This is a genomic window from Leptolyngbya sp. PCC 6406, assembly GCF_000332095.2.
Classification (GTDB): domain Bacteria; phylum Cyanobacteriota; class Cyanobacteriia; order Phormidesmidales; family Phormidesmidaceae; genus PCC-6406.
On sequence record NZ_KI913949.1, the window covers coordinates 2907718 to 2921255 of the forward strand.

Annotated in this window: 9 protein-coding genes; 1 reads left to right on the top strand and 8 read right to left on the bottom strand. The window is 48.2% G+C overall.

Annotated features, from left to right (window positions below; genetic code table 11):
* Window positions 1-728 precede the first annotated feature (728 nt).
* The 3 genes from LEP6406_RS0212910 to LEP6406_RS0212920 form a co-directional block, all read right to left on the bottom strand.
* The gene (locus LEP6406_RS0212910) at window positions 729-1130 is read right to left on the bottom strand and encodes a type II toxin-antitoxin system tRNA(fMet)-specific endonuclease VapC (protein WP_008315934.1); all 402 of its coding nucleotides are present in this window, start codon (window positions 1128-1130) and stop codon (window positions 729-731) included.
* Window positions 1131-1358 carry an antitoxin gene (locus LEP6406_RS0212915; RefSeq protein WP_008315933.1) on the bottom strand — a complete coding sequence of 76 codons (228 nt, stop codon included), beginning with the start codon at window positions 1356-1358 and terminating at the stop codon, window positions 1131-1133.
* Window positions 1359-1494: 136 nt separating this feature from the next.
* Window positions 1495-3213: a reverse transcriptase domain-containing protein gene (locus LEP6406_RS0212920; RefSeq protein ID WP_008315932.1), complete on the bottom strand. Its 1719-nt coding sequence runs from the start codon at window positions 3211-3213 to the stop codon at window positions 1495-1497.
* A 70-nt stretch (window positions 3214-3283) separates the two neighbouring features.
* Between LEP6406_RS0212920 and LEP6406_RS0212925 the strand changes: the two genes are divergently transcribed.
* Window positions 3284-4657 (top strand): transposase, encoded by a 1374-nt coding sequence (locus tag LEP6406_RS0212925; protein ID WP_008315299.1) that lies wholly within the window; start codon window positions 3284-3286, stop codon window positions 4655-4657.
* On the opposite strand, the gene LEP6406_RS32870 is transcribed toward LEP6406_RS0212925, so the two are convergent.
* The 5 genes from LEP6406_RS32870 to LEP6406_RS0212945 form a co-directional block, all read right to left on the bottom strand.
* Entirely contained in the window at window positions 4572-6047 is a 1476-nt protein-coding gene (locus LEP6406_RS32870; RefSeq protein ID WP_008312731.1) for a hypothetical protein, read from the bottom strand. The two genes, LEP6406_RS0212925 and LEP6406_RS32870, sit on opposite strands and share 86 nt — an antisense overlap.
* Window positions 6044-8497, bottom strand: a complete 2454-nt coding sequence (locus tag LEP6406_RS0212930) for a 3'-5' exonuclease (RefSeq protein WP_008312729.1) — start codon at window positions 8495-8497, stop codon at window positions 6044-6046. The genes LEP6406_RS32870 and LEP6406_RS0212930 overlap by 4 nt, the downstream gene beginning before the upstream one ends.
* Before the next feature lie 546 nt (window positions 8498-9043).
* Window positions 9044-10582, bottom strand: coding sequence for an anthranilate synthase component I family protein (locus tag LEP6406_RS0212935; protein ID WP_008312726.1), 1539 nt, complete (start codon window positions 10580-10582; stop codon window positions 9044-9046).
* 223 nt (window positions 10583-10805) lie between these two features.
* On the bottom strand, window positions 10806-11234 hold the full coding sequence (locus tag LEP6406_RS0212940) for a photosystem I reaction center subunit II PsaD (protein ID WP_008312724.1): 429 nt from the start codon (window positions 11232-11234) through the stop codon (window positions 10806-10808).
* A gap of 117 nt (window positions 11235-11351) precedes the next feature.
* Window positions 11352-13400, bottom strand: coding sequence for a DICT sensory domain-containing protein (locus LEP6406_RS0212945; RefSeq protein ID WP_008312722.1), 2049 nt, complete (start codon window positions 13398-13400; stop codon window positions 11352-11354).
* Between the last annotated feature and the right edge of the window lie 138 nt (window positions 13401-13538).

A 13538-nucleotide genomic window follows, 5' to 3' on the forward strand; every position in this document is an offset into this window, starting at 1 on the left:
CGGATGCTGACGACGGTTTCTTCTCTGACGATGCAGCAGCGAGATGTGCTGGACTTTCTCACTCAAGCCTATTGGTCGGCTCGCTTTGGTCAAGCGCCTCCTTCATTGCTGCCTTTGGCCACTCATCAGCCTCAAACCCTAATCACGCCGTGACCCCCTGAAGGCTTACCCTTTAACTCAACTAAATTGATGAACTATACAAATCAAGCTCTTATCTTACCCTGCCTTGATTCTCAACAAAAAACAATAAATTTGCAACACTATCCTCACTGATCGCCAAGGGGCATAACGATTGAGCTTACCCGCCACGCGGAGCGTGGTCGGATCCAGCTCTTTGTAGGGTGGGCATTGCCCACCATCCCTGGGCCGGAGAATGTACGACGTTTACGCTATGCCATGGCTAGCATCAAAGCCGATATGCTTTTTGGGGATGTGGGGATGTTGCTTTTTTGAGGAGAGGATTGGAGGTGGGGGAGCGAGTTTGAGCGGTGGGCAATGCCCACCCTACGACTCTGTCAAGGTCAGTACTTTAGACGATATCTGTACCATTTAGTTTTACATCACCATGTTTCTATCGTTATGTTGAACAAGAGGTCTATCTAAATGATTGGGATACTGATAGAGATCTCATATTCTCAGATCAAATAGGTTTAGAGTAGAGTTCTTTCCGGATTGTTAAGTTTCCTTCGTTCACCCAACTTAGAAGAGATTTGCGATCGCTCTATAGTTCATTCCGTCCAGTTTTCTAGAGGTAAATTGACAATGCGTGAAAACTCTCGCACATTGTTGCTAACCAACGTAATGCCAAGGCTCAAGGCATGGGCAGCAATCAGCATGTCCATTGCCCCAATAACAAGTCCCCTACTTTCTAGATCGCTTCTAATTGCGCCATAGAGGGTCGCAGCAGCTTGATCAAACTCAACAATTTCTAGTGGGATTAAAAATTGCATCAAAGCACTACGATTTTTCTCTTGCTGTTGGCTCTTGCAAACGCCATATTCTAGCTCCGCTACTGTTATGGAAGAAATACCAATATCTGACAAAGCTAAGGTTTTGAATCGTGCCAATACCTTGGGAGGTTTTTGCTTAATCAGATAAATGCAAATGTTGGTATCAAGCAGGTATTGCATCTAGAACGCCTCTCGAACGTCGAGGGGGGGCTGATCTCTAGTGGTCATGAAATCGTCCGAGAATTGTTCTAAGCTCTCAAAGAGCGATTGCCAAGGGCTATCTTTAGCAATCAGAACGATTGCACTCCCAACTTTTTTAATGTAGACCTCAGTACCCAACATTTTAAAGTCTTCGGGAAGTATCACAATTTGATGGGTGCCATCGGTGCTAATTTGAGCGGTGTTCATGGTGCAGATTCTCTAGATGAGTTTGATGTTCAAGGCTTCTAGATGCTGATTCATCGAAGCCGTCGCTGCTTCACTCTGCGAAAGCGATCGCACCCTCCGCAGTAGGGTTTAGGCTGATTACCTGACTTTCAGTTTCTCAAGGCGATCCTTCTTCACTGTCAGTTGGACCTTGTCCACTATAGTAAGTTTCTCGAAGAACTTTAAGCTCTGGCAAGTCAAATATCTCAGATGAATTACCTTGAAGAGCAAGATCCCGCGCGCTAACGAGCATAGGATCATTGACATTGACAGAAAATTCTTGCACAGCGTTAGGTTCAAATTGCCCCAAAATTAATAGGTAGTTTTTTTCTAATCTGCTTGGTGGTGCTGGCTCAGAGCGAAGAGCAGCTTTTACCGCTTCAATATGCTGACTTTGCTTGAAATCGTCGTATTTATGTCCTAAGTATAGCCAAGCTTCAGTTGCCATGAGTCTTTCGGCAAGACCGACTGAATCATCTATACTAGTTGCACATCCGACGATTGTTTCCCATTCCTTAGCTTCAACGCTTGGTAGAAAGCGCATTGCTCTAATCGTAATTGCTTTAAGATACTCAACAGATTTATCAAGGTTCTGAAAGTGATCAAATAGCTCATTCAGCTCCTTTGTAAAGCCCTGACTAGCGATATTTTCAAGCACGTTTAGGGGATTACGAATAATCCAGAATGAACCTTTCAATACTTCCTCTATAGTAGAGATGATTTCACGAAGACCTAGAAAAGACAATTTTGTAAGGGAAAATCTAATATATCTTTCGAGCCGCCTGTACTCAATGGGATTATCCTCATTCAGGCATTTTAATAATTGCCAACTACTGAGAAATAGTTCAATCAAATCGCTTCGCAATGTATTAATATCTTCATTCCACTCGGAATTAACAGCTAAAAAATTAACGCCCCAAGCTGAAATTTTAGTAATCTCATCACTGATTGGTGGGTATGTAGCACCTAGCTCAGTAACATGTTCAATCACCTGCTTATACTTTTTTAATTCTCGTTCCCGCCTCTTCTGGTTAAACAAATATTTGAAGATTTTTCGGCTTAGATCAGTTGTTGAAATGTAGAGATCTAAACTTCTTAAGCATTTTTGATAACGCTCAATATTATGCCACCATCTTTCATCATTCATATAGGCACTTTCAAGCAGATTCCGATGACTAGAATCCAACATCCAAAGTGGATCAGTGATTGCATTATATCTATCATGCAACTGGTCTAAGATTTGATCTCGCTGAACCTCTTCTAAAAAGTCTGTTATATTGTATATTTTTGCGGTCTTTTTAGGATTTAGGTTTAGACCTAGTTTGCCTAATTCTTCAATTAGAACTTTTTCAACATCGTCTATATCATCAGGATTAGGTATGATGAAGATCATGTCATCTACGTAGCGATAAAATTTGAGTCCCCACTCATTACTAGCTCCAAATCTCTCATCAACAGTTTCCAGATATATGTTGGCGTAAAAACCTGAACCAATACTTCCTTGTGTTATACCTCTACCAACCTCATGGTCATTTAATTCTTTAAATAGTAAAAGCCGAATCAACCAGCGTATTCGATCACTGGTCGTCAGTTCCCTAGAAAGTAAATCACAGAGATTATCTTGAAATATCCTGGTATAGAATGACTCAATATCTCCTCTTAGAACAGCTCCGTCATGATACTTAATAGCACTTGCTTTCGCTTCATTTATATAAGAAGAATATGTTTCAAAATAATATTCATAGAGATACTCAGTATCTTTTCTATCCTGTCTGGTAAGCCTATAAGCATAACTGCTACCTCTACCCCTGTCAAGGTGACCATCTGTACTATTCACCTGTAATCTGTCGGTAAATCCAAATCAGTTATCGAGGTCTCAATGCCTGTCATCAGAAGGTTGTAGGCCAATGATTAGCGCCATCTTTGAGCAATTTGTCGAAGCGAGTCCGGTAAGCGTAATGTTCCGCGTCTTGATGGAGCGCATTTTTAGGCCCGATAAACTCGACGAGTTATTTGAGAAAAACGCCGAGAAGCAATACACCCGAGAGCTATTGTTTTCGAGTGTGGTGGGACTGATGAGTTTGGTGGTCAGCGGGATTCATCCTTCAGTGAACGCTGCCTACCAAAAGCTAGAGAAGCAAATTGGGGTGTCAAAACCAGCGCTGTACAGCAAGCTCAACGGCTTAGAGCCCAGAATTAGTCAGGCATTAGTGCGCTATGCCTATCAGGAGTTGGCTCCTGTGGTCAAAGCGCTGGGGTTATCCCAGTCCCAGCGCTTACCGGGCTACTGCATCCGGATCGCCGACGGTAATCACTTGGGAACAACCGAGCATCGGTTGAAGCCATTGCAGGCCACTCGCTCAGGCCCGCTACCCGGCCAATCGATTGCAGTGCTTGACCCAGAGCAGCATCTGGTAACGGATATCTTTCTTTGTGAGGATGCCCATGCCCAAGAGCGTTCGTTGCTGCCCGAGATGCTCGAAACGGTGCAAGCCAATCAGGTGTGGATAGCAGACCGTAATTTCTGTGCCTGCGGTGCGCTGCTGGGTATTGCTCAACGTCAAGCCTACTTCGTTATTCGGGCTCATAAAAACACCCCTTGGGAAGCGCTAGAGCCCTTGAAGGCCGTTGGTTCATCGGCGACCGGAGAAGTCTTTGAGCAAGCGGTGAGAATCACTCATGAAGACCAGACTCTGACCCTGCGCCGGGTTGTCGTCAAGCTGGCTCAACCCACCCGGCATGGCGACAGCGAAGTCGCCCTGTTCACCAACTTACCCACCAGGGTCGCGACCGCCCCGTTGGTCACCGAACTCTACTTGGAGCGCTGGACCGTCGAGAAGATGTTTCAAGTGGTCACCGATGTCTTCTCCTGTGAGCTGAACACTTTGGGCTATCCCAGGGCCGCTTTATTCGTCTTTTGTATGGCCGTCGTTGCCTTCAATGTCTTATCCACCGTCAAAGCTGCCCTAAAAGCCGTTCACGGGGTTGGCAAAATTGAAGCAGGGTTGTCCAACTTCCATCTCGTTGAAGAAGTTCAGGGGACTTTTCGAGGCATGATGATTGCCCTCCCACCGTCCGAGTGGAGACCGTTCGGGAAGATGGCCATTGAACCCTTCGCCGAAATCTTGAAAGAATGGGCGGCGCAAATCGACCTGAAACGGTTTAAGTCGTCGCCCAGAGGCCCCAAAAAAGCTGTCAAAAAGAACGAATATGACCCCAAACATCCTCATGTTTCGACCGCTCGCCTCCTAAACCAAAAGGAGAACAAACGTTCACCTTAACAGGGGTACTGCTACCTCTTAACTGAGATACCTTGTTCCCTAGCCTCTGAACAATGGCAACAGATAAAATTTCTTCCTCAATTCGAGACAATCCTCTTGGGCGGGTAACATTTACATTCTTAGGAAATTTATACGCTATTTGTTCTTCTATCCTTGCGACATCATCAGCGTAAGCGCTTAACTGTTCTTGAAGATCTTGAAGCTTTGCATTTAGCTCTACTTCGAATAGACGTAATTCTGTTTCATCACAAAGGGATTCTCTTAAAAGATTATTCCTTGCTCTCGCCCAAGCTAATCTCAGATTATCAAGACTGATAACCTCATTCCATTCTTGATCTTCTTTTCTGTCAGCGCTATACACTGTCTGGAAATCAACATAGAATTCTGTATTGTATTCCACAACATTTTTTTGATCTCTCCAATAACAGTTGGGAGGATTTTCAAAGTACACAGTATGATTGCCTGAATTAATCTGATTAATAGTATGTCGATTGCCTACAATCTGCTGTAGGGTATTAGCCATTTCTTTAATTCTCTCTTCTAAAGTAACTTCACTATTTGTGCCTTCTTGCACTTGCTTTTCCATATTCTTGGTTCCAATTGTCACAATGTGCATGACATCAACTGGGACACTTTCTATCAATTGTTTATATGCTTGAGCTTCAGCAGTACCAAGTCCTACATCATCCTCTGTTGTGGACTCATCAACATCGACACCTAAAGCTCTTAGCTCTTCTAAGTTTGCTTGACAGCTTCTATAAATTTGGCTGAACGGAGAAATAACATTAAGCTGCATTACTAAAACATTAGATAGGCATGGAATTTGAGATGATAAAAGTTCATTTTTAAGATATCTATTAATGGGATTTATAGCATTTGGAAACCCCTCGATTACATGTTTGAAGTTAAGGTTAACTAGGTTCGCAGTTGATGACTTAAGATTTCCCATTGTCTGATTGTAAAGTCCAATAGCACGATGGCTTGGATCAACACCAATGAATAGAATATTTACCTCATTTGTCAGTTTCCCCTGCTCTTTTAAGCGAATAACTATCTCCAAAAAAGCAGCGGAAGCGGCACCAGCTCCACAACCCATATCCAAAATACAAACCTTTTGCCGATGTCTCAGCCAAGTTGCGATCTGTTCTTCTCCAATGACAGAATCTAGCGTGTAGGCTGCCTTGAAGTAATGCGCTGGAAAGAGAGCATAATATTGGAAAGCAATGTGTTTCCAATCAGTTTCTTGAAGCTTCCGTTTTAGGTTGCTGTAGGTCAAACTTTTGTAACCATTAGCATCTTGAACACTTGTCTCAATCCACTGGTGTACAGAAGTATACGCATTTACAATAAGAGGATGAAAGCAGCGGTATGTAGGTTGTGTGTCGCTCACTGAATGTACTCCTCAGGTATTTCACGAATAAATTGGCTGCGAGATTTTGAGTAGTCCCTGAAATCTCTTGAGTAGGCAGATATAAACAATCTTTTCTTTGCTCTCGTCATTGCAACATAAAACAACCGCTTTTCTTCTTCTAACTTATTGTCACGAACACTAAAAAAGCTAGGGAATTCATCCTCTGTAGCACCTGCAATAAAAATACTGTCAAACTCTAGCCCCTTGGATTGATGGACTGTAACGATAGAAACTTGATTATTATCCTGAGAAACTTGGTCTAAGCTCTTGGCAAGAGCAGTGAATTCAAGGATACCGCGTAAAGCAGTATCGGGATGTAAAGCTAGGTCATCTCGTTTTTGAAAAAGACGTACAAGATGCCGGAGATTTTGCAGACGTTTCTCATCTGCTTGGTAATAACTATATAGTCCAGATTCTGCTAACAACTTATCTAATAGATCTGAGGGGCGTAGTGTTTGGCTAGCATCGCGCCAATTATCCATCTGCTCAGCGAGTATTTCAAACTCATCTCCATAGCGATACACTAGAGCTTTACGGTAGTCGACTCTACGCTCAACTGACGGTACTAAAACCTCTAACAAATCAATTGTGGTTCTCACATCATCCATTGCCTTATGGCTAGGCAGATGGACAAGATTTAGATGCTCTGCTAATACTTCCAAGCTGTAACGATCAGAGTCAATAAACCGATTTGCTAGTTCTAACGTGTCTTCCCATTGCAGCTTTGGAACAGTAATACCAACTTTTTGGGCTTGGGCAGTCACCATTTTGATGTCAAAGCCCACATTATGACCGACTAGAATTGAATTTTCGGCAAACTCAAAGAACTCATTAAACACATCTTTCGCAGCTCGACCATGTTTTGACAGAAATAGATCACTATGTCCATGTATCCTTTCTGAGTCGCCAACACTAACTGTATTTGCAATATAAGCATGAAATTCAGCCTGTGATTCCCCTTCAATCAAGCGAACTGCCGCAATCTCAACAACTTCATCTTGACTAACTGAGAACCCTGTTGTCTCCACATCAAAGACTGTGACGACTCCAGATGAGTAAGCCCTTAATATTTCGCTGAAGGGATCTCCATCAGTAAAAGTTTTGCTTGATACCATGTCTATCAAACTAAATCCGCAATTTTTCCCTTCCTCACTTACAGTCTTAATCGTCACATCACCAATTCCACGACTCGGACGAAGCAACATCCGACGCATGGCACCAGCATCAAAAGGATTGAGAATAAGATGCAGATAAGCAAGTGCATCTTTTACTTCCTGACGCATGAAAAATTGGAATCGCTCAACTGTGATGCAAGGAATATCTATACGCTCCAATACTTGACTCACTACTTCTGTGCGCCTATGGCTGCGAGCAAGAATTGCCACTCGGCTGTAATCTAACTTTTCTTGATTGCTGGCCAGATGCTGGATTTGCTTGCCAATCCACTCTGCTTCCGCCCGCTCATTACTTGCCGAATAGATTTGAATCAACTCACCCACATCACACCCAGGTGCAGGTGTGATTTTTGTTTGTCGATGTTCAAATGAATCTGCAAACCCAGAAGCCGCATTTAGAAGAGTTTTTGTTGCTCGATAGTTCCAGGTCAAAGAATACGTTGCAGGGTTGAAATCAACATTAAATTGCTTAATGACTTCATCTGGTTCAGAACCTCTCCACTCATAAATAGTCTGATCCAGATCTCCTATCATTGCCAGGTTGCCACTGTTAGCAGCTAAATGCTTAACAATGCCATATTCCGACAGATGAGTGTCCTGGACTTCATCGACTTGAACAAAATCAAACTTATCTGCCCAACGTTGGCTTATTTCCGATTCATGCTGTAGCATGACCCGAAGATAAAACATGAGGTCGGCAAAATCTAAAGCATGACGCTTTTGAAGGATAGCTTGATATTGAGCGGCACATTGAGCGTTTTTACTGCCTAATGGCGCATATAGATTTTCGGCTAGATTATTCGGAGATAACTGAGAATCTTTAGCTTTAACTTTACAGTTTGCTAAGTTGAAGAATAATTGTTGGGCATCACGATCATTCGATAAATTAAAAACTTCTTTGACCAGTTCAATCGAATCGGCATCGTCATAAATCACAAAGTCTGTGGGCAACCCAAACTGACGTGCTTCAATCCGTAGGATTGAAGCACATAAACCATGAAAGGTATTAATCGTCAGATATTGCAATTGCTCCGGGCAGTACTTCGATAACCGCTCTCCCATTTCTCTGGCGGCTCGATTTGTAAACGTTAGACAGAGAATTCGCCTAGGAGAGATGCCCTTATGAATCGCATGTAGAACTCGCTCCGCTAGTACACGAGTCTTGCCTGTCCCAACCGGAGCAAGTACTAAAATTGCACCTTCTACGTGGCTAGCGATCGCGCTTTGCTCAGGGTTAAGCTCGTGACTAAGCATAAAGACTGGAAGCTTTAGGAGACAATCTTAGCTTTTGCCACTCGGCAATACTCTCAGTAACATCAAAAAATTCATGAACTTTACTGTTGCTCCTATAACTAAGCCCTAGGGGATATGGGCAGATCACAGTCTGTATAAGCATCCGGATGGATGGTTTAGGCAGGTTATGGTCTGCCTATGCCTCTACTGGGGCGATATAGGCGGATCATGATCTGTCTAAATACCCAAATTAGGCAGATAGCTTCATGAACACGACTTGGAAGGTTATGGCTTGAGACGAGCTGAAAAGCCTGCTACGTCGTTGTCTTCATACAGACACCCAGTTCCCTGAGGGGAGTCGTTGGCTTTGCTGCCCGAGGGGCTAGGGAACGGCAAGAACCTGGTGGTGTGGCTGGCTTCGACTCCGCTCAGCCAGCAGTCAATGGGCTCGGTTTTCTGTAACCTTCCAAGTTGTGTCATGAAAGCTTTATAGACGAACGTAGACTAAGAAAAAATGATGAGTTTCGTAGGAGTTGGGCAGTGCCCAACTCCTACCTATACAACTCTTCAGGGTTGCCGTAGACAGCGGATCGCCTCCAACATGCCTCGGGCCTTGTTCAGAGTTTCCTGGAACTCGCTCTCAGGCACCGAATCCGCCACCAAGCCCGCTCCCGCCTGAACACTGATCTGCCACTGGTCAGGCCCCTGAGCCTGGGCAAACATTGTCCGGATCGTGATGGCGGTATTGAGCTGCCCCTCAAAGTCGTAGTAGCCGTAGACTCCAGAGTATGGCCCCCGGCGATCGGGCTCCAGAGCATTGATGATCTGCATGGCGCGAATTTTGGGAGCCCCACTGACGGTACCCGCTGGGAAGCAAGCTTTCAGTAGATCCCAGGCGGTTTTCTCCGGGGCGAGGTGGCCCACCACGTTGCTGACGATGTGCATAACGTGGGAATAGCGCTCGATCACCATCAGTTCGTCCACCCGCACCGTACCACTGGCGCAGACCCGACCCAGATCATTGCGGCCTAGGTCCACCAGCATGACGTGCTCGGCAATTTCCTTGGGGTCTTGGAGCAAATCCTGGGCTAGGGCTTCATCAGCGGCGGGGGTCTGACCTCGGGGCCGCGTCCCGGCAATGGGGCGCACAGTGGCCACCATGGGGGCTCCCGGCTCATCGCTGTACTCCGCCTTCACCATTACCTCCGGGCTGGAGCCAATCATCTGCCAGTCTCGGAAGTGGAAGTAGGCCATGTAGGGGGAGGGGTTCACCAGCCGCAGGGAACGGTACAGGTTAAAAGGGTTGCCTTGGTAGGGCGTGGTGAGGCGCTGGGAGACCACGACCTGGAAGATATCTCCGGCGCGGATGTGGTCTTTGGCGGTGGTGACAGCTTGGCAGAAGTCTGCCTGGGTGCGGTTACTGCGATAGTTCAGGGGGGGGGCGGCGTTTTCCTCTGGGGGTTGCCAGCCGACAAGAGGGGCGAGTCCTTCCAGGGGCTGGGAAAGTTTATGGACTAGGGTTTGAATGCGATCGCAGGCTTGCTGATAAGCCCGTGTCACCGTCTGCCCCGGAGCCCGCAGATCAGCGTAGGCAATGATCCAAATTTTGCGTTTCACCTGATCAAAGATCAGGAGATTATCCACCTGCATCCAGAGACCATCGGGAAGATCAGTGTCGGTGCGATCGTGGATGGGGACCGTCGGCTCAATCCACTGAATCAGCTCATAGCCCCAGAAGCCAAACAGGCCACCGATGCCGGGGGGTAACTGGGGCAGTTTCACAGGCTGGTAGGGAGCAAGGCACTGGGGCAGAATCTCAAAGGGATTGCCCTCATAGGTCTTGGCGGTGCCATCCCGATAGGTTTGGGTGGTCACAGCCCCCCGCGTTTCCAGTACCCACAGGGGATCGCACCCCAGCAGACTATAGCGCCCCAGGTTTTCTCCACCTTCTACCGACTCCAGCAGAAAGCTGTAGGGTTGCCCGTTACAGACCTTGTGCCACGCGGAAACAGGGGTGTCGAGGTCGGCGGCTAGCTCTTGGTACACCGGAACAAAGTTGCCCTGAGTAGCGAGATGGATGAATTGGTCAAGGGAGGGAGAAACCATGGTGTTGGGGGATAGGCGGAGCCCGACGGCAAAAACCCGTACAGGCTTTCTATTCTACGGGGAGTTGGGGAGGGCACTCCGACTCCATTTAGCACAGGTCCTAACTTCCTCGGCAACTGGCAACAACTCCCGCAACAAATACAACAAAGGGGCTCAGCAGTGCTGAGCCCCTTTGTTGCCTATTTAATAGGAGGCAAGCTTATTAGGAGACAAGACCGACGGCCTAGACCTCGTAGGGTTCTTTGCCGCTGAACTTGACAGTGGAAGGATCGGGATTTTTACCGATGCTGCGGCTGACGCTGCCTACGGCTTCACGACCTTCATTTACCTTCTCAGGGAAGACGCCATCTGCGGGGTGCAGATACTGGGTTTCACCGTTGGGGTAGATTCGATAGATTTTGTAGTCTACAATCTTGGGCTTGAACTTGGTCCGAAGTTGGGTGCCCAATGCTAAACACTGTTCCTTACGGGCCAGATACAGTAGGTTTTCCCCTTCGTTCATAATCGCCGCGCCACCAGTGGGCAGTTCAAACACCTGCTCCTGAGTACTGGTCCAAGTGATGGCGTATTTTTCCTCTACAGCTGCCTTGGTCAGTAGGCCCCCGGTGCTGCCGCCGAAAATAGGAGTTTGGCCAGTCAGAGTTTCTGCCATGAATGCTATCTCTCAACCATTTTGACGGCATCGTATCACCGGCTACGGGGGCGTTTATCGACTTATTGAGGAAGTGTAACAGTTCTTCAGATGGGGGGACTAGGACTCGCGATGCTCTCAGGCTGGCTTTTGACCATCGCGGTTTTTGGCGGCGGTTGTCCGGCCCTTGCGCGGAGCACGACGGGCGGGCAGGCTGGCCTGTCCCTCGGCAATGGGTAGGGTGAAGTGGAACTGACTGCCCTGATCCTTACCGCCGGAGGTAGCCCAGATCTGACCCTTGAGCCCTTCCACAATCTGGCGACACATGGCGAGGCCCAGACCAGTGCCGCCAGCAGTGCGGCGCAGAGCTCCTTCCTCTTGGTAAAAACGATCGAAAACCGTCTCTAGGCGGTGGGCTTCAATGCCGCGCCCGGTGTCGATGACCGTCACCTGGAGCGTGCGGGGATCCTGTTGCTGAGCTTGGAGGGTGATGGTACCACTGGGGTCGGTAAATTTACAGGCATTGTCCAGGAGTTTGACAATGACCTCGACTACCCACTCGCCATCGGCCCACACGAGGGGAAGACGGCGAGGCAGGTCCACCACGAGGTGGGGACAGGTTTCTCCTTGACCATGGCGGGCCTGGATGCTGCTCAAGGCCAGATCGATACATTCTCCAATGGCAAGGGCCTCTAAGTTCCACTCGATGCGTCCACTCTCTAGGCGCGACAGGGTGAGGAAGTCCTGCACCAGTTTACGCATCCGTTCTGCATCCTTCAGGGCTGAGGTAAGCATGATGGAGCGCAGTTCCTGGGGCATATCCGGCTCTGCTTCTAGGCTCTCCAGACAGACCTGAATGGTAGAGAGGGGAGTGCGTAACTCGTGGCCCGTGATGGCAATTAGGTTGCTGCGGGTGCTTTCTAGGGCAGCAAGCTGCTGGTTCAGATCCTGAAGGTGGGCGTAGGCATCGGCCTGGATGATGGCGACGCTGAGTTGAGCGGCGACGGACTCTACTAGGGCAATATCGTCATCATTCCAGGTGTAGCTGCCGGACTGGCAATGGTGGATTTCAATAACTCCCAGGAGCCGCTGTTGGTAGAGTAAGGGCACCATCAGCCAGGATCGGATTTGCCACTGCTCCATCAGGGGGACTAAGGGCAGCAGGTCGGCAGCCAGATCGGGGTCGGCAGCTTGGGTATCGGCGATGGCTAGGGTTTCGCGATCGCGGCGTAGTCGTTGCAGTAGAGGATGATCTGTCAGGGGCCATACCTGATCCTGGAGGGACGAGACCTGGGGTTCACGGTGCTCGTACTGGATTTGAACCTGCTCCTCTGCGCCGTAGCAACGGTAGACGATACAACGGCAGACCCCCAGTGCCTGACCGACTTCTCGCACTGCAATCTGAAAGATTTCTTCGGGGTTGAGAGAGCGGCGGATAGCGGCAGTGATGGAGTTCACCAGTCGTGCCCGTCGCTCTTGGTTCGCGATCGCTTTGTAGGTTTTCAGCAGCTTGTACTGCCCCGCCTGGAGGTAGGTTACCAATCGTTGGGTAAAGGGATCGGTCCCTGGCCCCGATAACTCGGCAAAATTAGGCACCACCCTGGTTTTCAAGTAATGATCACGGGCGATGGCTAGCTTGGCAGACAACTCGGGGCGATAGGACTCAATGCGGTCCAGCAACAGGGCAGCGGCTTCCTGGGTCACCCCTCGATCGGGGCTCCAAATGCCCTCAAAGCGGCGAGTTTGTTCTAGGGCTGGCCCTGTGGGACTGCGCTCTACTAGGGGAGCGGGAGCCCGCTCGCGACAGATCAGACAGGCGCTATAATGTGCCCCCATCACCACCAGATGCCATTCCTGGGTGAGGCCATCGTCTGGGGTAAAAGCAATGGTTTCGTAGTGGCTAGAACTGTTCTCAAAGCTGGTCCCCGCTGCCGACAGCACATAGACCTGATCCGTGAGCTGGGCAATGCGCTGGTAGCGGCTGGCTTCCTGGCGATAGAAACGTGCCTGTTGAAAACTGGCAATGACTAGGGGCTGATCCATTGCTCCCTGATCAGTGGTCCCCGCCAACACCTGGTCTTCCATCGCGTGGGACAGGGCTGTGAGAGAGGTTTTGAAAAAAAGTTGCGATCGCAGTTGAGGAATAGCCCTCAACAGCTCGTCCACAACAGCATCGGAATTGCTCATGGACGGAACCGTCAGCCCAAGAAGTGGATGTCAATGGCGCGAATGAGGATGGCGCTGGTCTAGGCACCCCCTACCTTGGCCCTAAAGCCAGCGGATATTGGAGTTTTCTAGAGAATACGCCCCATCATAGGCGGCTAT

Bases quoted from the DNA above. Each gene is read 5' to 3' on its own strand.
- LEP6406_RS0212910 (WP_008315934.1), bottom strand. From the start codon at position 1,130: ATGCAATACCTGCTTGATACCAACATTTGCATTTATCTGATTAAGCAA.
- LEP6406_RS0212915 (WP_008315933.1), bottom strand. From the start codon at position 1,358: ATGAACACCGCTCAAATTAGCACCGATGGCACCCATCAAATTGTGATA.
- LEP6406_RS0212925 (WP_008315299.1), top strand. From the start codon at position 3,284: ATGATTAGCGCCATCTTTGAGCAATTTGTCGAAGCGAGTCCGGTAAGC.
- LEP6406_RS0212930 (WP_008312729.1), bottom strand. From the start codon at position 8,497: ATGCTTAGTCACGAGCTTAACCCTGAGCAAAGCGCGATCGCTAGCCAC.
- LEP6406_RS0212935 (WP_008312726.1), bottom strand. From the start codon at position 10,582: ATGGTTTCTCCCTCCCTTGACCAATTCATCCATCTCGCTACTCAGGGC.
- LEP6406_RS0212940 (WP_008312724.1), bottom strand. From the start codon at position 11,234: ATGGCAGAAACTCTGACTGGCCAAACTCCTATTTTCGGCGGCAGCACC.
- LEP6406_RS0212945 (WP_008312722.1), bottom strand. From the start codon at position 13,400: ATGAGCAATTCCGATGCTGTTGTGGACGAGCTGTTGAGGGCTATTCCT.